At 49.2% G+C, this 21,207-nt stretch carries 17 protein-coding genes; 3 read left to right on the top strand and 14 right to left on the bottom strand.

Translation table 11 applies throughout. From position 1 onward, the window contains the following. The first annotated feature begins 22 nt into the window (after nt 1-22). Nucleotides 23-2,515, top strand: coding sequence for a glycoside hydrolase family 27 protein (locus WFJ73_RS13145; protein WP_336773489.1), 2,493 nt, complete (start codon nt 23-25; stop codon nt 2,513-2,515). Nucleotides 2,516-2,571: 56 nt separating this feature from the next. Here the strand turns inward: WFJ73_RS13145 and WFJ73_RS13140 are convergent, their stop codons facing one another. Next, entirely contained in the window at nt 2,572-2,778 is a 207-nt protein-coding gene (locus WFJ73_RS13140) for a hypothetical protein (RefSeq protein WP_336773488.1), read from the bottom strand. A 193-nt stretch (nt 2,779-2,971) separates the two neighbouring features. Here WFJ73_RS13140 and WFJ73_RS13135 point away from each other — a divergent pair, with 193 nt between their 5' ends. Next, on the top strand, nt 2,972-4,219 hold the full coding sequence (locus WFJ73_RS13135) for an ATP-binding protein (protein ID WP_336773487.1): 1,248 nt from the start codon (nt 2,972-2,974) through the stop codon (nt 4,217-4,219). A gap of 127 nt (nt 4,220-4,346) precedes the next feature. Here the strand turns inward: WFJ73_RS13135 and WFJ73_RS13130 are convergent, their stop codons facing one another. The 8 genes from WFJ73_RS13130 to WFJ73_RS13095 form a co-directional block, all read right to left on the bottom strand. Beyond that, nucleotides 4,347-8,552, bottom strand: a complete 4,206-nt coding sequence (locus tag WFJ73_RS13130; protein ID WP_336773486.1) for a polysaccharide lyase family 8 super-sandwich domain-containing protein — start codon at nt 8,550-8,552, stop codon at nt 4,347-4,349. A gap of 174 nt (nt 8,553-8,726) precedes the next feature. Then, nucleotides 8,727-9,488, bottom strand: coding sequence for an SDR family NAD(P)-dependent oxidoreductase (locus WFJ73_RS13125; RefSeq protein WP_336773485.1), 762 nt, complete (start codon nt 9,486-9,488; stop codon nt 8,727-8,729). Between the two features lie 141 nt (nt 9,489-9,629). Then, nucleotides 9,630-10,316, bottom strand: a complete 687-nt coding sequence (locus WFJ73_RS13120) for a DUF421 domain-containing protein (protein ID WP_336773484.1) — start codon at nt 10,314-10,316, stop codon at nt 9,630-9,632. 123 nt (nt 10,317-10,439) lie between these two features. Continuing rightward, a complete protein-coding gene (locus tag WFJ73_RS13115; RefSeq protein WP_336773483.1) occupies nt 10,440-10,838 on the bottom strand; it encodes a hypothetical protein in 399 nt (132 codons plus the stop codon). A 183-nt stretch (nt 10,839-11,021) separates the two neighbouring features. Next, the gene (locus WFJ73_RS13110; RefSeq protein WP_015844772.1) at nt 11,022-11,216 is read right to left on the bottom strand and encodes a hypothetical protein; all 195 of its coding nucleotides are present in this window, start codon (nt 11,214-11,216) and stop codon (nt 11,022-11,024) included. Between the two features lie 107 nt (nt 11,217-11,323). Then, nucleotides 11,324-13,009 carry a dihydroxy-acid dehydratase gene (gene ilvD, locus WFJ73_RS13105; protein ID WP_336773482.1) on the bottom strand — a complete coding sequence of 562 codons (1,686 nt, stop codon included), beginning with the start codon at nt 13,007-13,009 and terminating at the stop codon, nt 11,324-11,326. An 18-nt stretch (nt 13,010-13,027) separates the two neighbouring features. Then, nucleotides 13,028-13,693, bottom strand: coding sequence for a GntR family transcriptional regulator (locus tag WFJ73_RS13100; RefSeq protein WP_336773481.1), 666 nt, complete (start codon nt 13,691-13,693; stop codon nt 13,028-13,030). Nucleotides 13,694-13,828: 135 nt separating this feature from the next. Beyond that, nucleotides 13,829-16,153, bottom strand: a complete 2,325-nt coding sequence (locus WFJ73_RS13095) for an ATP-dependent DNA helicase (RefSeq protein WP_336773480.1) — start codon at nt 16,151-16,153, stop codon at nt 13,829-13,831. Nucleotides 16,154-16,311: 158 nt separating this feature from the next. On the opposite strand from WFJ73_RS13095, the gene WFJ73_RS13090 reads away from it, so the two are divergent. Then, entirely contained in the window at nt 16,312-16,764 is a 453-nt protein-coding gene (locus WFJ73_RS13090) for a Dps family protein (protein WP_317979577.1), read from the top strand. A gap of 54 nt (nt 16,765-16,818) precedes the next feature. Here the strand turns inward: WFJ73_RS13090 and WFJ73_RS13085 are convergent, their stop codons facing one another. The 5 genes from WFJ73_RS13085 to WFJ73_RS13065 form a co-directional block, all read right to left on the bottom strand. Then, on the bottom strand, nt 16,819-17,034 hold the full coding sequence (locus tag WFJ73_RS13085; protein ID WP_317979576.1) for a hypothetical protein: 216 nt from the start codon (nt 17,032-17,034) through the stop codon (nt 16,819-16,821). 4 nt (nt 17,035-17,038) lie between these two features. Beyond that, a complete protein-coding gene (locus WFJ73_RS13080) occupies nt 17,039-17,236 on the bottom strand; it encodes a hypothetical protein (protein ID WP_336773479.1) in 198 nt (65 codons plus the stop codon). Between the two features lie 185 nt (nt 17,237-17,421). Continuing rightward, complete coding sequence (locus WFJ73_RS13075; RefSeq protein ID WP_336773478.1) at nt 17,422-17,598, bottom strand: hypothetical protein; 177 nt, start codon at nt 17,596-17,598, stop codon at nt 17,422-17,424. 73 nt (nt 17,599-17,671) lie between these two features. Then, a complete protein-coding gene (ppsA, locus tag WFJ73_RS13070) occupies nt 17,672-20,287 on the bottom strand; it encodes a phosphoenolpyruvate synthase (protein ID WP_336773477.1) in 2,616 nt (871 codons plus the stop codon). 208 nt (nt 20,288-20,495) lie between these two features. After that, the gene (locus WFJ73_RS13065; RefSeq protein WP_336773476.1) at nt 20,496-21,188 is read right to left on the bottom strand and encodes a copper homeostasis protein CutC; all 693 of its coding nucleotides are present in this window, start codon (nt 21,186-21,188) and stop codon (nt 20,496-20,498) included. Nucleotides 21,189-21,207: the final 19 nt, after the last annotated feature.

Raw genomic sequence — 21,207 nt, 5'->3', positions numbered from 1 at the left:
TCAATGCGAAGGAGAGGAATTCATGAAGGTACAGTACAAAGCAAGGAGCGCCGCAAGGATGCACGCAGCGTTCAAACCGGCTGGTGCGATTGTCCTGGGACTAGCCCTGCTGCTTGCCGCCGTCTTCGGCGGTTACGGCTTCCTGCCGCCCCGGGTCGCGGAGGCCGCGAACAACGGATTGGCGCTTAAGCCGCTTATGGGCTGGAGCAGCTACAGCATGCAGGTGTATTCCGGCAACGGCGCTTGGATCACGGCAGCGCAGATCAAAGCCCAGTCGGACGCGATGCATCAGAAGCTGCAGTCGCATGGGTATGAGTACATTAACGTGGACGCGGGCTGGAATGGCGGCCTTGACGGCTATGGACGGCCCGTGCCAAGCACGACGCTTTACCCGAACGGATTGACTGACGTCATTAACTACGTGCATGCCAACGGACAAAAGTTCGGCCTTTATTTCATTCCCGGTCTCTCCCCTCAAGCCTATGACGCGGATCTGCCGATCTACGGCGCGCCGGGCTGTACGATGCGGGACATCGCCGTCCAACCGCTTACGACCGCGGATTATTGGGGCTTGGACTACAAAATCGATTTCGGTAACGCATGCGCCCAAAAGTACATTGATTCCATTGCGGACCTGATCGGTTCGTGGGGCGTCGATTTCGTGAAATTCGACAGCGTTACCCCTGGTTCCGGACATAACGATACGTCGATTGACGCCCGCGGCGACGTGGCTGCCTGGTCGCAGGCGCTCAGCTCGCGCGGTATCTGGTTCGAGATCTCGTGGGCACTCGACCACAACTACGTGGATACTTGGAAGCAATACGCCAACGGCTGGCGCGTTGATTGGGACGTTGAATGCTACTGCGTCAATACGGCGCTGACGAGCTGGCCAAACATCGCGCGTCTCTTCCCGGACGCTGCTGTCTGGTGGCGGGATGCCGGGCCGGGCGGCTGGAACGACTTCGACTCGCTGAACGTCGGCAACGGCGCGATGGACGGCTTAACGCAGGATGAGCGTCAGACGGCAATGTCGCTGTGGGCGATGTCCTCCGCACAGCTGTATACGGGTAATGATCTGACCAACCTGGACGCTTTTGGCTTGTCTCTTCTAACAAACGATGAAGTCATTGCCGTCAACCAAGCAGGCCGGCCAGCCCATCCCGTATCGACCGCGTCCAATCAACAAGTCTGGTACGCCAATAACGGCGACGGCACTTATACCGTCGGATTGTTTAACCTTGGGTCCTCCGCCGCTACGGTGACGGTGAATTGGAACGATATAGGTCTGAACGGCGCCGCTGCGGTGCGCGATCTGTGGAGCCACAACGACCTCGGATCGTTCAACACGGGTTACAGCTCCGTTAATTTGCCACCTCACGCTTCGCGGCTTCTCAAGGTGACAGCTGCCGGCGGTTCCGTAACCGCAAACGACGACGATACGGGGGTTAAATACATGGGAACCTGGCAGCGCAGCTACAACCGCGGATTAGGAGACTATCAAGACGACGTGCATTACACCCAGACGAACAACGATTCTTTTGAATATACCTTCCAGGGCACCGGTATTGATCTGATTACGGAGAAATCTCCCGACCAAGGTAACGTTGACGTCTATCTCGATAACGTATTAAAAGGAACCGTCAATACGTATAACAGCGTAAGGCAGCTGCAGCAAACCGCGTACAGCGTTAGCGGGCTGACGAACGGTTCGCATACACTGAAGGTTGTCAAGAAATCGGGTTCCTATATGCTGCTCGACAAGCTGCGCTTCTTTGTGGCGGCACCTCTCGCGGTAAACGATACGGACCCGGGTATCTCCTATTCAGGCGCATGGTCACTGAGCAGCGCAAGGGGCTTCGGCGATTATCAGGACGACGTCCACTTCACGCAGACAAACAACGATTTCGTGCAGTACACGTTTAACGGGACAGGTGTCGACCTTGTCACTGAGAAGGATTCAGCCCAAGGCGCCGTCGATATTTACATCGATAACGTGTTCAAACAAACCGTAAACACCTATAGCCCTTCGCGCCTCGTCCAGCAAACCGTATATAGCATTGGGGGGCTGACAAGCGGTATGCATACGATCAAAGCTGTGAAAAAATCCGGCACGTACATGCTGATCGATCAATTCAAAATCAAAAGCCCGCGCATCCAGTATAACGATACCGATCCCGGCATCGTGTACACCGGTTCATGGTCACTGAACGGCAATCGTGGTTTCGGCGATTACAACAACGACGTGCATTTCACTCAGACGAATAACGATTCCTTACAATTCGCGTTCACGGGTACGGGCGTTGAGCTCATTACGGAGAAGGACGCGTCTCAAGGCAATGTTGATATCTACATCGACAACGTCTTGCAAGCGACAGTCAACACGTCGAGTACCACCCGGCAGGTGAACCAAGTTGTCTATCAGGCGACGGGCTTGACGAGCGGAAGTCATACGCTGAAGGCCGTTAAGAAATCCGGCACGTATATGCTGCTCGATTCCATTCGAGTTACCCCGTAATAGATTGCAAAAACCTAATAAGGCTGCCGAAATTGTCGGCAGCCTTGTCTGTTCTCTTATCCTTCCTTTATTTTTGTCCATCGGTAGTATTTTTCTCCATCGATGCTTAGCATGGCTACATATTTCTTGCTTTCCTTTCCCTTGATGCTATAAAAGGTACTCCCAGGAGGTGCAGCGCATTCCGGTACATTGCAAGCTATGGGGATATTTCCGATTTTCTCGCCGATTTTTAAAGCCAATAGAACCAATAGAATTTTCTTCAAACATTAGCCCCCTTAGTTCATGAGTGTCTCCTTAAGGATGAGTATAACTTCATACGTTTCCTACTTTTGGAAGTTGTGCTGCTCTCGGCTCTAACGGTGTTCAATATTCATATAAAATTAACTCCACGGGTTTGAAGGAAATGACAGTTCTTTTCTCGAAAACAAAGGCTAGCACTCACGAAAGGAACATCTCATGATCTCTCATTCCGACTTCATCCTCAACGCTTTTATTATTTTCCTGCCTTTGATATTTTACGGACCTTTCTATAAACGTAAACACCCCTTTTTCGTGTACGTTTTATTTTTGATTCCCTTGATTATTACAATGACCTTTCCGGTTAAAATCTACGATTCGGTGCTTGACTTCAGAGCTATTCCTCTCGTCATCGGTTCACTCTACGGAGGTATTTATACGACGTTGCTCTTATTTGGCAGCATGCTAACGTATAGGCAGATCTTGGGCGGCATCGATCCTTTTCATTACTTCCTCTCGCTGCTGCCGACAATCGTTCTGCTGCTGCTTCTCTTCAAGACATACGAGAAAGCCGGCGCCAAGAAAAGAATGCTGCTTGTTTCCGCAATGTGCTTCTTTTTGCGCGTGACGGTCGTCAATGTTTATGCTCTGCTTGAGGGCAAGGAGACTTTTTTTATGGCTTCTTTCGTTCCAAGTCTGCCTATTATCCTTGTTCAGTGCGTCATGGCGGTAATGCTGGTATTCATGATTGAAATGATCCGCACGCAGAATCGGATGCAAGAGGAAATCATCCAAGCGGAGAAAATGAAGGTTGTCAGCGAAATCGCAGCTTCCGTCGCGCATGAAGTCCGCAACCCGTTAACGTCCGTCCGCGGTTTCATCCAACTGTTGTCCAACCCGGCACTAAGTGATCATAAACGTAAAGAGTTCTCCGCTATTACACTCGAGGAGCTGGACCGGGCGGAATCGATTATTTCGGATTATTTATCACTTGCCAAGCCACAGGTCGAGAGGTTCGAATCCATCTGCCTGGAGGAGGCAATCTCCAAGGCAGCCCAAATCCTGGGCTCCTACGCCAATATGCAGAACGTCGAGATCCTTACGGACGTAAAGCATCCGGCAACGGTATACGGCAGCAAGTCCAAGTTCAGGCAAGCCATCATCAATATCGGCAAAAACGCCATCGAGGCGATGCCTGCCGGGGGAAAGCTAACCTTGTCTTTTACGGTTGACGAACCAAATAAAAGCGTCATTATCTCAATCTCCGATACCGGCATCGGTATGAACGAGGAACAACTTAACCGGCTGGGAGCGCCTTATTATACGACCAAAGATAAGGGTACCGGTCTTGGGACCATGGTCATCTTCAGCGTCATTCGGGGAATGAACGGCAAGATCGAGGTAATTAGCAAGGAAGGCGCCGGAACCACGTATTACATCACGCTTCCGTTGAATGAACATGCATAACTAGACTTAACATATACTTCCTTTAGGGTCCATTATCACATTTGAACTATGTCACTAAATAAAATAACCTCCAATCGTACATTTCTTTTAGGATTGGAGGTTATTTTTTCAATCAAGTATGAATTTGTTACTTCAATGCCTTCAACAGGTTCCATACTACCATGGCGGTTTCGGCCCGGGTTGCGTTGTCCTGAGGAGAGAACCTGCCATTGCCGTTGCCTTGCATAAGACCAAGCTTTACGGCTGCGCGAACCGCCTCTTCTGCCCATGAAGAGATGTCGCTGCGATCGGAGAAAATCAATGGATTCGAACCGATTGTCTGCTTTCCATTCACATGCACAAACGCTCGTACAACCATGATGGCCATTTGCTCGCGGGTAATAGGAGCATTCGGATTAAATTCGCGGTCTGTGGTGCCGCTTACGATGCCGGATTGGAACGCCGCGGACACATCGGCAGCATACCACGCGTTGTCCGCCACATCGTTGAACGGATAGCTCTCCCCAGCTTGCAATCCCAATAACCGGACCAGCAACGCCGCAAACTCTGCGCGTGTTGTTTGACCCGTTGGATTATAATGCCGGTCATCCGAGCCGTTCACAATGGCTTTGGCAGCAAGCACTTTTACGGCTCGTTCCGCCCAATGCCCGGAGGGAATATCCATAAAGGATTTGTTATATTCCATGACGCTATAAACACCAGGCTTGTCTGTCGTGACGGATAATTGCTGCTTATCGGCAGCCAGAACGCTCCGCACGTATTCCCAGTTGCCGATGGTTTCATTATAGTAATAGACACCTATTAGGTCCAAATCCGTCATCGTAGAGCTGTAAGAGAGTGTCATTTCAATGGCTTTAGGCAAAATACCGTCCTTGCCCCCTGAGACAGCTTGAATTTCTAGTGCATCCCCGGCAAGCTTGAGCTCGCCCGCGCTTCCTGTTCCTCTTGCGGCTAATTGCTCCGCACGCTCTCGTGTTACCTTAATGATTGAAGGTTGATTCGTAATCGGCGGCGTTACGACCGGCGGAACGGAAGGAGACTGTCCGTTATGGATAAGGAAATTGAGCTGCTTAGAAGGTTCAACATTGCCTGCATTGTCAACCGAACGGTAAGCAATCTGGTAAGTTCCAGGCTTCTGCAGCGTGACGTCACCGGTGACTTTAAGCCAAGAACCGCCGTTGATCCGGTACTCTGTATGCCTAATTCCCCAACCAACGGCATCGCCATCGGAGCTGTCCACCGCATCGAAGCTTAGGTTCACTTCACCGATATAAGCATTGTCTTCCGCCAGGTCTCCAACAACCTTTGCCTGCGTGGTTGGCGGTGTCGTGTCCTTTGGCCATATTTCCACATAAGCCGAATAGATGCCGTTTTCGTTTGTTCTGCTCCGCATATCGCTCGCCAGATTAGTTCCTACTTGCTTCAGCGCAAGACTCATTATTTTATCGCCGGCATGCTCCGAGGAAGCCAAGGAAGTAATATCGAATTCACGCCATTGATCCGGTCCGGAGAAGGTCTGTTGATTAATCAGGCTGCCGATGGCCGGAGCATTATTGTAAGTGATTTCCGCTTCTTTCCATGCATCGTTATCTACACGGAACACCCCGATATCCGATACGGTCCCGGAACCGTCATTCGTCTTCCCGTACAGATGAAGCTTTGCCATGCCCACTTCGCCGACAAATGAGCTAAGGTCGAATTTCAGGAACGCTTTACGATCCGTTTCTCCGCTTCCGTTTCTGATCTGCAAATAATTGACCGCGCTAAAATTCGTAGCTGCCTTGGACCCGCCGTTCACATAGGCGTTCTCCGTAACCGTCAGCTTGGTTTGAATGCCTTCGTCCGGTTTAGGCTCAGTCAGATCGGAAGGCTCCGCATTTGGGTCAATTCGAAGCTTAATGGCATGGCTTTTCCCTTTTGAGCCGCTTGTATCAATGTTAAGCTCAATGTATGGCGACATTGACAAGATCGTTATTGCAGGATCCTTCTGCAGTTCTTCAACCGCGGCGTTGGCGACAGCGATACGAACCGAGGATTGAGTTTGTGTCGGATCGGAGACCGATATCTCAAGCTCATCACCATCTTTCTTTACCATGACAGATGCAGGGTTTAAAGAACGAACGGAATCGATGAGCCCGGGGCTCCAGAAGTTAACGGCAGTCAAGCCTAACTTTTTCTCTTTAACAGCTTGGATATTATCGTTATTGCTTATGATTTCAATATCCGGATTTTGACTATAGTTGGCAGTTGAAGCTGTATCTTTATTCGGAAGCAGGACATAGGAATAGGATTCGTTCACTGGATTCATGCCGTGATCGATTGCAAGGCTGGCATAATTCCGCGTCAGCTGTTCCGTCGATCCGGCCGTATCAATATCTCTCCACGAACCCGTTCTGGCTTCGCGCAAAGCTTTTACGTTTGAGCCGTCCGGAAAATAATAACCAATATCCGAGCCGGGTACATTGCCGTCCAGATGCGCCCAATGAACGCTATTCATCGTTTCCGACCAGCCAAGTTCGCTTGGCTTCTCTTCGCCGTCCACCACTAATGCGTTACTACCGTCTGCGTTTAGCTTGCGGTTCTCGACAATGGTCTCTACTCCGCGATTATCGGCAGCCGAAATTCCCGCGCCTAGCGCAATGATCTCGTCATCGAACATAAACCAAGATTTTTTCCCTTTAAGCGTACTGTTATTGGGATTCAAATCCATACCGGCGGCGCCGTATAGATGATCTAATGATGAACCGCCTACCCATGTTTTGGAGGTCGTTTTTGCCGACACGCGAGTCGCTCCATCCGATGTAACGCCAGGGAGCCGGTAAGGATTCACGGTAGCCCAGAACCCATCATGATACTGATTCAAGTCGCTGTTATACAAATAGGTCATGCCGTCTCCCGTATACCAGCCCTTCAGATTCTCGGTGCCCGTCTCGTAATTGGCAATCCGGGCGGACGACATGCTGATGCCGTATACGTAACCAGGACGGTAATGCACGACTCTATCCATCGCCGAGAACTGCTTGTGCAAAGTAAGATCGCCAATTGGCTGAATGCTTTCGTCTTCCATTACCGATTTCAGAAGTACGGTATCCGCAACTCTCAATCCATCATAATAGTTAGCAACCGTGGTATCCGCTTCGAACCAATACTTGACCATCGATCTGAAATACGAGGCTTGCTCCGGTGGAGCGAAGGCTGCGAGACGCAGAATATGCGACCATGGCACGAGCTGTCTATTGCCTCTTGCAACCGACCGGCCGAAAACCATATCCAGCATCACTTTTCTGAATGTTACCGGCTCGAACGAATCGGTTATCCAGTTAAACACATTTTTTAGATTTGGATCCGTAATGGGCCAAGGTGAATCGGACAACAACGTCATCACCTTCATCATGTCGCCTAGCAGTACAGCTCCGTAGCTGCCGGTATAAGCGATATTGTTATGCTGTATGAAGGAACCGTCAACATAGAACCCATCCCCGCTTGTCACGTAAGCAAGCACCTGGCTAATCGCATTTCGGCCCTGCATGATTTTGGCGTCATTCTTCTCGTGAATCCCGCGAAGGATGACGATCAAAGCCTTGTCCATGCGATTGGCACCCGTTTCCGTTACCGTCGGCTGAATGGTTCTCTTGGTGGGATCCGGACAAAACCGGTCTATCGCTTTTGCATATTTGGAGATTTGCTCTTGCGATAAATACTCGTACATCAGAGTCATTGTATCTCCCAGCGCTAATGGAGCTCCGATTTCCCATTCAAACCAATTGCCTGCTTCCATCTTGCTCTCGTTGTACCAATTCTCATAAAGCCAGTCCATAGCATCGATGATGTCGGTCTTTAGCTGGACATTTCCGAACAAAGGCGAACCCGACGTGGAGAAAGCGACCGCCATATCCCGCAATCGATTGTAAGAGGCAACGATACTGTAACCATTCGCTGAGCTGGCCGGTTGATCGCTCCAGAGATACGTTCGGTTCGGCTGCGTGTTTAACGTATCCCAAAATCCCGTCTTCCCTGCATTGCTTACTTTTTCTGTTATTAGCGTAATCGACTTAGCGATATCAGGGTCATTCTGATCATACCCCTGCTCGCCCGTCCAATAGGCGAACCATCTCGCCCTTAGCTTGTCGTATTCATCTTGCGTGGCTTCCGATGCGGACACTGTCGGTCCCTCACCGGTGCTTTGCTCTGAAGTTTCAAGCAAGGACGTTGTTTCGATAGCGCTTTCATAATTTACCGCTTGTTTAGCCTCGGCTTGTTCGCTGTGCGAAGTGAGACCTCCCATCGACACTAGAGAAGCAACTAGCAAAATATTTACTCCTTTTTTGATCATCTTTATCCTCCTTATTTATAGATTGCATTTATTGTAGAAATCCTGAGCAGGGTCGTTGTGTAATATTTATTGTTTTATAGAGAATTATTTTGACATCTATCTCAAGCATCGCTATCCAAAACACCACAAAAAAAGCAGCCGATCTTATTAGATCGACTGCATGGGAATTTGAATTTAAATCGTGGGCATGACGTTGCCGCCGCTAACCGGGATATAAGCCCCCGTAATGAAGCTGGCCAAATCAGAGGCAAGGAATGCGACCGCATTCGCAATTTCCTGGTCGGTGCCGCGTCTCTTGAGCGGAACGTTCTTGATGTAATTGGCGCTTTCATCCAAGCCATTCGTGCGCTCGCGCTCGCTGATTGTCCAGCCTGGAGCGACTTGATTGACCGTAATCTGATGTTCGCCGACTTCCTTCGCGAGCACCCGGTATACGCCATCCATCCCCCTTTTGCCTGCTACGTAAGCCGATTGCGTCGGGAAGTTCTGCATCGAACACTCCGTGTTGATGCCGATGAAACGCCCGGAATTCTTCTCCATCATGGAAGGAATAAAGGCTTTAGCCAGATACACGCTTTGCATGACGCTGGACTCGAATTGGCTCGCATAGTCCTCGGCCGGCTGCTCCAGTACGGATGTCCATTTGTACTGCACGACCGCATTCGCTACAACGATATCCACATGTCCCAAGCTCGATTCAACGGATTGCTTAAGCGCCGCAATGGAGTCCTGCTTCGTCACGTCTGCTTTAATAGCAACCGTACGCCTTCCGAGTGCTTCAATCGTGCTTTTTAGTTCAGCTGCCTTGGCTTCGTTGCTATGGTAATGCAAGGCGATATCCGCCCCGCACTCTGCGAGTGAACGTGCAATGACGCGGCCAAGCTCGCCTGTCGCCCCGGTTATCAAGGCTACTTTTCCAGATAGATCAATCCTCATGTCTCGCTCTCCTTGTCCGTTAACTTGTTCCTTCGATATTATAATTCTTTGTTATCGAACAAATGCCTTCTTCTTTTAATAAAAGACCATTCAAATTACGTATTCGCAGGATTCAACTGATCTTCGGCCGTTTCCTTCCGCTCACCCTGCGGTATCCTTCAGTTGGATATGCAGGCCTTCCTCCTCCGACCATTCAGCGTAATAGACGTTTTGAATTCGCATAATGCCTTGTTCCTCCAGTTGAGTTAGCAGCCATTCCTCGCTTCGGCCAATTTCCTTAAGCTCGCCGCGCTGCAGCTTGCCCTGCTCGATAAGAATGCGCGGAAGTCCTGCCGCTCGCTCTGGCATCTGGAGCTCTGCTCGAGTCGGAGGCTCTTCGCCCGGCTTTTTCATCACGCTGAGGCTTCCGTTCGGTTCAAATACCGCAAACGCTACTTCGCGGACGGAGAAGACTCCCTGCTCTCTTAATAACATGCCAACCTGATGCATATCCAGCCGGTTCCGTTTCATCGCCTTCACGTCGATTTCGCCGTCGCGAATGATGATATCCGGCCTGCCGTTTAGAGGTATTGATAGTGACGGAATAAGTTGAACGGCCTTCTCCAAGGCTAGCGATAACGCCATCCATAAGGCAAGGGCATAGAGGAGCATCGAAAAATGCGCATCGCGGTCATAGACCGTATTTCCCACAAGCTCGCTTAACATAAGAGACGAGACGAAGTCGAACGGCGTAAGCTGGGATATTTCCTTCTTGCCGAGCAGCTTGGTCATGAACCACAGACCAAAGAAACCCGTGACGAGCTTCACCGATATCATTGCGTAATCCATAGAAAATCACACTCGCATTCTACTAAACGTGAATTTTTAGGATATATACCCTGTTCATGATAGAGTGAAGCGTGTTTCCGGAAAATTAAAAAAGCCGCGGTATATGCGGCATCAGATATGCAATCAAGGAGCGGCTATGATTTTATGATCTTTCATCGCGTAACTGCCATCGGGGCTATCATTTTTTAATAATAGTTGAACACGTTCACCGTCCGGCTTGCACAGCTCTACCCCTATTTCAAAATATTGCCCACCGTGAATGGCATCAACCGGGAGTGTGCGGCTTCTATTCTTTTTAAGCGTAAAATGTTCATTGATCGAAATAATCCTCTCGCAATTAAATTGAGGATATTTTTCGTTGTAAATCATCTGCAGCGAGCTCTTGATCACAGGGTTTAATTCCTGCAGCATCGCTTTCTCAAGGACATCTGATTGTGGATTTGGATCAGCATTTGCGTAATTCCTTGAATAAAGAATCAAGAGACAAACCAAAGGGATAACAACAATACGACGAAAGTTCATCTTATTTCTCTCCTAGTCGTCAATTACTCAAGTAAAGTATTTCTTAACGTCTGGAAAAGAATACAGAATAACCCCCACCGTATGGTGAGGGCCTTCTGTTGTAAATTCAATTATTTTGCAAAAGCCTCGGCACCACGCATAATAGCTGCTACTCAAATTAATTAATGGGATTAATGAAGGCGGTCAGTGGCCTTTCTTGCGGATTTGCTTATCGTGATGCTCTCCCCATTCTTTGGCTTTCGCGGTTGCGATGGAAATCGCGCGGCCTTCGGAATAGCCATCCTTCAGCAGCTCGTTAGCTATATCAATCGCTTTGTTACGGACCGGAGCCATAAAGTTTTTGAGAGAATCCGGATAGTCGTCCTTGTTCCAAGGCATGTCCATTCCTCCTTAAAACGTTGTTACTCTCTTATAGACATCCATGTTGTATTTAAAACAGGATATGAGCGATTGATTTACTCTTTTGCTGCACTTGTATGGATGCCTTAAAGATCAGTAACCGCTCCTTTAGAAGCAGAGGACACCAGTCTGGCATACTTCACTAATACGCTTGAGCTTACTTTGAGCGGAGGCTGCGCCCATGCTTGCGCCCGTGCGGACAATTCCTCTTCTGTCACTTGGAACATGATCTGCTGGGTTTCGCTGTCAATCGTGACGATATCCCCATTCTTAAGCAGCGCGATTGGCCCGCCTACTTGCGCTTCCGGCGAGACATGGCCAACTACGAATCCGTGTGAACCGCCGGAGAATCGACCATCCGTTAGCAGAGCAACCTCCCCGCCAAGACCTTTGCCTACAATCAATGCGGTAACCGACAACATTTCCGGCATGCCTGGTCCGCCTTTAGGTCCGCAATAACGAATCACCAGCACGTCGCCTTTATGGATTTCATTTCTCAAAATAGCTTCGGTTGCTTCGTCCTCGCTATCATACACCTTGGCCGGTCCAACAAACCGCAGTTTCTTCATGCCGGACATCTTGGCAACGGCGCCTTCCGGAGCTAGGTTTCCTTTAAGTACGACAAGTGGTCCATCTGGCTTCAGCGGATTGTTCAATGGACGAATAACGTCCTGGTCCTGTTGCAGCGGAGCTATGTCGCTTAAATTTTCCGCCAAGGTCTTACCGGTAACGGTTAAGCAATCCCCATGAAGAAGGCCTTCGGCAAGCAATAACTTCATGACGCCCGGAACTCCGCCAATATCGTTTAAATCCTGCATGGCGTATCGTCCGCTTGGCTTCAGGTCTGCCAGATGAGGTACGCGAAGTCGAATCTGCTCAAAATCATCCAAGGTTAAATCAACGCCTACCGAGTGCGCAATGGCGAGCAGATGCAGGAAGGCATTGGTTGAACCTCCCAAAGCCATAACAACCGTAATCGCATTCTCGAACGCTTTTCTTGTCATAATGTCCTTAGGGTAAATCTCCTGTTCCAGCAGCGAAATAACTTGTTTACCGGCTGCAGCGCATTCCGCAGCTTTATCAGGCGATATAGCAGGCGTGGAAGAAGAACCAGGAAGACACATGCCCATTGCTTCCGCCGCGGCAGCCATCGTATTAGCGGTATACATCCCGCCGCAAGAGCCTGGGCCCGGACATACGCTGCATTCGACCTTGTGAAGCTGCTCATCCGTCATTCTTCCGTCATGATATTGACCAACCGCTTCAAAAGCCGTAACGATATCGACTTTCTTCCCGTCCAAATTACCGGGTTGAATGGTACCTCCATACACGTAAACGGCCGGGAGATTCATTCGACCGATTGCCATAAGACAAGCCGGAGTGTTTTTGTCGCAGCCGCCGATCGCTACGATGCCGTCAAACCGCTCTGCGCCGGTTACAATTTCAATGGAATCCGCAATTGCTTCCCTGCTTGGCAGAGAAAACAACATGCCGCCATGTCCCATGGATATACCGTCTGATACTGTGATGGTGTTGAAAATCAAGGGAGCGCCGCCATTGTTGCGTACCCCTTGCTTAGCCTGAGCTGCCAAGTCGTTGATATGCATATTGCACGGAGTGACTTCACTCCAGGTACTGGCTACGCCAATCATCGGCTTATTGAAATCCTCATCAGTAAAACCTACAGCGCGCAGCATCGCCCTGTTTGGTACCCGATTGACCCCCTCGCTAATTACCTTGCTGCGGATTCGAAGATCTTTTCCATTTGTCATGTTTTTCGCTCCTATCTCTTAAAGTAATTCGTATAATTCCTGCATCGGTCGAATGAAGTTTTGCTTCATCACGGAATGAGCAAGCTCGCTGTCCTTTTTCTCAAAGGCTGAAATAATCCGTGAATGCTCATCGACTGACGTTTGCGCAGCAGTAATCGGCTGTTTTAAGAACACATATTTGAAGCGCCGGATATGAATCTGAAGGGATGCGCTGAAGGATGCGATATAAGGGTTGTCCGACAGCTCCACGATTAAATTATGGAACTGTTCATCCGCCTCCATCGCTTGATAAGCTTGACCGCTCTTAATGGAATTGGCAAATTCCAGATTAATTGCCCTTAGCTGCTCGATTTGATCGGGAACAATAATTTTCGCCGTAATTTCGGCTGCCAAAGCCTGAAGAACGGCCATCGTAGAATACATTTTGAAAATGTCGTCCTTCTCGATTTCCGTTACTTTCGTTTCTTTTCCCGGATGCGTGGATACAAGCCCTTGTACTTCTAGCAGTTGAAAGGCTTCACGTATCGGCGTACGGCTGACGCCAAGCGACTCCGCCAATTCGGCGTCGATCAGTTTTTCTCCTGGCTGCAAAGTACCGTCGATAATCCATCGTTGAATTTGGGAAAAGGCTCTTTCTTTTGCGGACATTCGCGCAGGAGAGACGAAATTTTTAGGTACGGGCATGGTTGTAATCATCCTTACTCTTTATTATGGAAATTTAATCTTATATGCAATATATCGCATACATATATTTAACGCAAGCCATATTCCCCTTATTTATCAGAATAAAAAAAGACGCCCCCAGTTGGGTTCGTCTTCCTATTCATATAGGTTTGTCTCTTTCCTACTCCATTCCGGCGGCAAAAGCCTGGCATATTGAGGATGCGTGTAACGGTCGTCGATCAGCATCAGCATTCCCCGGTCGCTTTCCGAACGGATGAGCCGGCCGCCAGCCTGCAGCACTTTGTTCATTCCGGGAAAGACGTAAGCATATTCGAAGCCGTTTTTCCCTTGGCGGTCGAAATAGTCTTTAATAATGTTCCTTTCCAGCCCGACCTGGGGCAATCCTACTCCAACGACGGCCACACCGGTAAGACGGTTCCCCACCAAATCGATCCCCTCCGAGAATATGCCGCCCATAACGGCGAAGCCGACAAGCGTGTTTTTATTGTCCGGTGCAAAGGAAGCCAGAAAGGCATCCCGCTCCTCCTCAGGCATATTAGGTCTTTGAACCATCGTCGTAAGCATTTCATCCTCCTCCGATGACAACGGAAGTTCCATAAATCGTTCATACACGCCATTCAAATAAGCATAGGACGGGAAAAACACCAGAATATTGCCTTGATGCCGCATAGCCATCGAATGCAGCAAACCCGCGACCCGGTCCATTGTCCGTTCGCGGTCCTGATAACGGGTCGACAGCCGTTCGATCCGGACATCAAGCTGCTCGGACGAGAATGGCGAGGGAATGGCGACGGCGTAATCCGTTTCAGCATCTCCGCCAAGCATGTCCATGAAGTAATGAAGCGGAGACAGGGTAGCGGAGAACAGGATCTGCGCCTTGTAGCCTTTGGCATATTGCCGAAGCAGATACGATGGATCGAGACAGAACAGCTTCATGCGAACGTCATTCCTTTCTTTCTCGGCGTAGGTGACGTATCGCTCGTCATAAAGCTTGGCTATGCGCAAGAAATGCTGGCAACCGAAGTAGACGTCCAGCAATAACGGATCTTGGTCCCCTTGAGCCAATTGCTCTTCTGCCGCTTCGACAAGCGATTCCAGTTGTTCAATCAATTGCTCCGGCAGGTAACGCTCCATGTTTTTGCCGGTTGCTTCATTGCCGCCTTCCTCAATCGATTTGCGCAAAGCGATAAAATATTGGTTTACCGCTTTCGCCGATTGGTACACGAGCGGACGAATGGTTTTACTTGCTCGCTGAAGCTCAAGAAAATCGGCTTTTCGTAGCTCCGCGGAATACATTTCGCGTGCCCGATCGACAAGGTTATGCGCTTCGTCAACCAATAGTGCCGTCTTCCGTTTTTGTTCCTCAAACAGTCTCTTCAGGTTTACGCGCGGATCAAAAATATAATTATAATCGCAAATGACCGCATCAGCCGCATAAGCGGCATCAAGCGAAAATTCGAACGGACAGACATGATGCTTGTAGGCGTACCGTTCAATGACTTCGCGCGTCATGGACGTCTCGTTGCCCAGCATGTCCAGAATGGCTCCATTTACGCGGTCGTAATAACCCTTTGCGAATTCGCAGTATTCGGGAGAACAGCGAACCTCGTCTTTCAAGCATGCCTTTTCTTTCGCCGTCAACGTAACGGCATGCAGATGCAGACCGCCATCGCCAAGCATTGTAAGCGCCTCTTCGGCAGCCGTTCGCGTTGTCGTACGGGCTGTCAAATAAAAGAGCCGCTCCAGCCGTTCTTCTCCAATCGCTTTTACTGCCGGAAACAGGGTCGACATCGTCTTGCCTATTCCGGTTGGCGCCTTCGCAAACAGCTTGCGCCCATCCACGATCGTCTGGTACACGGATGCCGCCAAATTACGCTGGCCAGCCCGATACGAGGAGAACGGGAAAGCCAGTTTCTTGATGCTGGCATCCCGTTTTGCGGCATGAAGATTTTTCATTGCGGCATAAGGATAATAACTGCTAACCGTATCGAGCAAAAACTGCTCGAGTTCCGATAATGTCATCGTACGCACGAAGCGGCGGCATTCACCGGTGTCTATTTGCATGTAGGTCAATTGGACATTAATCGCAGCTAACTCCCGCTCCTTGGCCACCATATAGGCATAACAATACGCCTGTGCCCAATGAACGATGAACGTCTCCTCCATAATGGCGGGCAGCTTGCCGGAGGTGGATTTGATCTCGTCGATCGTTAGCCCGCGATCCGTCTGAAGCAGGCCGTCGCAACGGCCGTCAATAACAAACATCAGATCCCGGAAAGCCATTTCTGCCGATACGTATACCTCTTTGGCATCCTGCTCTCCATATTGCCGTTGAATTTGCTGATGCGCCTTCGTTCCTTCCGTAAGCGCAACGGCAGATCGGAAAGCCGTATCGATATCCCCGCTCCTATAAGCGTATTCCACGAGCGCTCGCACGGATAATTGCACAGTATTTGTCATAACGTTCTCCTCGCTCTTCGCCGTTCACGATTCCTTATTGAATCGACTATACCAAACGGATGTTCGGGAGTAAATAGAGCAATGCTGTTTCAATGATCGTTTTCCTGTTTATTTACTAACCAGAGTTCAATATTAATCTCGAGAGGAATGAATGTATTATGACTACCAAAACGACCAAAACCGTCCAACAACATTTGAACCGCCAAATCGCCAACTGGAGCGTTCTCTATACGAAGCTTCACAACTATCACTGGTATGTCAAAGGCTCACAGTTCTTTACGCTGCATGTTAAGTTCCAGGAGCTTTATGAAGAAGCGGCGCTGCATGTCGACGAAATCGCGGAACGCTTGCTCGCGGTAAAAGGCCAACCGATCGCTACAATGAGCGACCACCTGAAAGAGTCTACCCTTAAGGAGGCCAGCGGCAAGGAGACAGCCGAACAAATGGTTGACCAGCTTATTAAAGATTTCTCGCTGGTGATCGATGAGCTTAAGGAAGGAATGGAGGATGCCGAGGAAGCCGGCGACGAAACAACGGCGGATATGCTCCTTGCCATCCACACCAAGCTCGAAAAACATGTTTGGATGCTTAGCGCGTTTAACGGTAAATAACAAGTCTGCCCATAACAACAACAGCCCGCTTCTAATGAAGCGGGCTGTTTAAATTTAACGCGCTTGCAGCCATCCGGGAATAACCCTTACGTAATCCATCGTATCTTCCCATTCAATGAAGCGCTCCTCGCGCAATTTCTCAAGCGCCTTTCGGATCTGACCAACTTCCCTTTGAGCGAATCGCGCTAATTCCGGAATAGCTATACGCGTGTTCTGATGGCCATATCGATTAAAAAGAATCCTAAGCAGCTTCCGCTCCGTATCGTTCAACAGGTTAAGCCCCTTCTTTCTTTCGCGCGATTTCAACATCCACGATTCCGTCGAGATTAAAAATGCGAATGGCTTGCGCCTGGAAACAATATGCCTTCAGCCGACCGGCTTTAACCGATATAACGCGAACATCGCGTATGCTTACCTCGCGCTTTCGATCAATATAAATGAGCTGTACCACTTTGCCGATAAACCTCTCCATTCGAATTCACCCCGCGAGGAACATTTGTTCTTATTTATTATATACCAAACATACGTTCCCGATGCAAGATCTCGAGCGCAAAATGGAATAATTTAAGCGCCTCTTAGGGGGAGAATCAAACTTACCCGCAACGAAAAACAGCAACCGGTTTGGCTGCTGTTCCTGTTATTTTTCCGTTATGAAGCCTATAGCTCTTTTTGGCTTAAGAACTCATTTTGCACTTCTTCGCCATTCGGATTGCTATTTTTAATTTGGCTTAGACGTCCATTGCGGTTCTCGCCGCCGTGAACGCTATTTTGCCGCTGATCATTATTGTCGGTATGATCATGCTGGTTATGGTTGTAGTTATTGTTATTGGACATTTCCGGGCTCATCCTTTCTGCAAAAGCTAAATCTAGAATGTGTATTTCCGATCAGATTTATGCAGCTCAATCGTTATGACAAGATTTCGATATAGCCTTCCGTTCCATGCACGCGTATTCGCTGCCCGTCTTTAATCAATGTTGTGGCATTCTCCACGGCAACTACCGCGGGTATCCCGTATTCGCGCGCGATAACCGCCCCGTGCGTCATTAGACCTCCTACTTCGGTGACCAGACCTTTGATGGATACAAATAAAGGGGTCCAGCTAGGGTCCGTAAAAGAAGTGACTAATATATCCCCGTCCTCCAAATTTGCTTCCTCCATGTTCAGGATGACGCGCGCCCGGCCCTCTATAACGCCGGAGGAAACCGCTAAACCTGCAATAGCCTCGGCGGGCAGATTTTCGCGTCTGTACTCGCCCGCAATGATTTCGCCGTCAGAAGTAATGACGCGTGGCGGAGTTAGCTTTTCGTACCGTTTATAATCGTCCTTTCGTTTAATGATAAGCTGCTCATCCAGCTGATTGGAGCGTATAACCTCTTTAAGCTCTTCAAAGGCGAGATAGAACACATCTTCTTTTTCCTGTATGACGTTCTTGTGCACGAGTTGTACGGCTTCCTTCAGAATTGCCTGCTTATAGACAAAATAGCGGCTAACCATTCCGTATTTCGGATACTCCCGGTAACCGGCGTAATTACGGATCAGATCAATCCTTTTCTTTGTTTCGCTTGCTTTATGTTCGCCATCCGGCAATTGCATTAGCCTTGTTAATATCTCTTGTTCCTTATCTAGAGCTTCCTGGCGTCCTTGCTCGAATTTAAGGGTGCTGGCATGGGGCTCGAAGTTTTTAACGTTCGTCAGAATGACTGGAATAAGCGCAGCCGGATTTTCGCTCCAGCGGGTTCTGGTCAGATCGATTTCACCGGGACAACGCATGCCGTATTTGTCGAGATAATGATTAATCGCAGCTAGGGCTTGCTGTCCGCCCTCCACCTTGATTAGTCCCTCCAAATCATTTTTACCGCGCTGCAAGTATTCAATGACTTGCGGATAAGGACGAATGACATCCGCGACATCCATAAGCGCTAGCCCCATTTCCGAAGTAATGTTGTTCGGAACCGATTGGGATAACGTATCCGCTGCGTTTTTCTCGCCTAACCATTCATAGAGCTTCTCGTTGATCCAGGTTAAAGCGTTCATGGAAGCCATAATCACTTGAATACTTTGCGGGTTAAACAATACCTTCTTCAACTGCTGGATATCCTCCACGATAAAATCAAATAGCTCCGTACCCGATTTCGATTGGATCGTTTGTTTTAATTCTTCGATTGACGCCTCGCTATTCTTTATCAAATCAACAACCATTCCGGGTTCAAGCTTGGGTTCTGCTTGAGCATTTGCAGGCGGAGACGCTTTTTGGCTTTTTTGGCCGGGATGAGGTTCACAGGTTTCGATGGATAAAGGCTGAATATAATCACCACGCTTGATTACGGTTGTTAAAGCGTCCTTGATCAGCGGTTCGGATTGTCCGATTGTATTCAAAAGCCTTTCTCTGCTATCCGGTGAAGCCAGCATTTGGGTAACATCAACAAACAACCTTCCGCCTGCCCTTCTCATGGGTGCGGGAGTCGTCATGAGGTAGAAGGATAGGCCCAGCGGTTTTATAGGGTCGGTCATCATTTGTTGGTGGGCGACGGATACGTAAACATGATTTCCTTGATCATTCGCTTCGGGAATCGGGTACAAGGTTGTGATAGGCCGGCTCTGAACGATATAGAAAGTATTCTCCGCCATACACCATTCGATATCTTGCGGGCAGCCAAAATAGGCTTCAATCCGTCTTCCGATCCGTGCCAACTGCAAAATCTGTTCTTCCGTCAGCACTTGATTCTTTTGCCGGTCAGGCTCGATTGGCTGCACGACGGTTCCGCCTTTACCCTGACCGTAGATCCCGATCTTTTTGGGTGCGATCCTCTTGTCGACAACGATTCCATCCCGCACTTTATAGCAATCGGCGGATACCACGCCGGAGACCAACGCTTCTCCGAGTCCAAATCCGGCATCAATGGACAACACCTTGCGGTTAGCCGTAACGGGATCCGCTGTAAATAAAATTCCCGATGCGTAAGGAAAAACCATCTTTTGGATAACGACGGATAGATAAACTTGACCGTGGTCGAAGCCGTTCTGCATCCGGTAGATGACCGCGCGGTCAGTGAATAAGGAAGCCCAGCATTTGCTGATATGCGACAAGATGGCTTCCTTGCCAACGATATTGAGATACGTATCCTGTTGACCGGCAAAAGAGGCATGCGGCAAGTCTTCCGCCGTTGCGCTGGATCGTACGGCAAAGGCGGACTCCTCGCCAAACTGCGAAAGGTAATGAGTTACGGCAGCCACAACATCCGCCGGAATTTCGAGCTGCCTAACGGTCTGGCGTATTTCGCTGCTGACCTTGCCGATCTCATCTCGATCTTCCGGCTTCAGTGCCGTTAACCGGTTCACTAGAACATGAAAATTTGGGTTTGATTCAATAGCTTTTCGATAGCCTTCGGTGGTCACGCAAAATCCCTCAGGTACGTGTACGCCATTCATTTTTAATAATTCGCCAAGATTTGATCCTTTTCCGCCAACAAGCGAAAGCTGCGTATGGCCGACTTCCTTCAAATCAATAACCAATGAATTCATTCCCCATCTCTCCTGATCGTTAATTTGAGAAAAACGTTTGACAAGATTCGAATCGGCATGCTACAATTAAATTGTAAGATAAGATAATTATGACTTTTTGTTGTTGATCAGTCGTAAACCGATTATAACATCGTGTTTATTTGTGCGCAATATAAAGAACCTGAGCGATTTGCCCAGGTTCTTTTTTGTTTTTTATATTCATTTACATTTATCTAATCAAGCGTACGTTATCCGCCAGCTGCCGAAGCACGGAAGGATTAATCGGTGACAGGCTGGATTTGTTATAACGGACAGCCGATCCAAAGTGAACTTCCCCTACTCCGGTCTGCGCAATAAAATCTGCAACGCCTTCCGTCGTAAGACCGCTTCCCGCCAATATCGCAAGATGGCTTCCTGTGGCAGCTGCAACAAGTTCGGCCATTTCCTTCACCGATTCCATCGCCGGTCTTGGCCCGGCAGAAGTTAAAACGCGCGTAATTTGCGGAAACTTCATCAGCGTTTGAAGCCCTTCATGCTGATCTGCCAGCTCGTCAAACGCCCGGTGAAACGTCACTTGCAAACCGCCGGTCATCGGCAGAAGCCGGTCAAGCGCCTGCTCGTCGATTTTCCCCTCCGGCGTTAAAGCGCCTAGCACAAGACCAGCCGCCCCCGCATTTATAATCGCTTTGATTTCCGAAGCCATCGTATCGATATCATGCTCCGCGTATACAAAGGAGCGGCTGTGCGGACGCACCATCACAAATACCGGAATCCGGACCGCTTGTACCACACGCTCCACAAGACCGATTCCTGGCGTTAAGCCTCCTTCCGTAATGGCCGTTATCAGCTCCAGACGGTCCGCTCCATTCGCTTCAGCCGTCAAGGCATCGTCCATGCACGTTGCAATGACTTCCAATAACATAACTAAACCTCCACTCTCT

Source organism: Paenibacillus sp. MMO-58, assembly GCF_037146255.1.
In the GTDB taxonomy this organism is placed as follows: Bacteria; Bacillota; Bacilli; order Paenibacillales; family Paenibacillaceae; genus Pristimantibacillus.
This window is presented reverse-complemented; position numbering and strand designations above follow the sequence as displayed.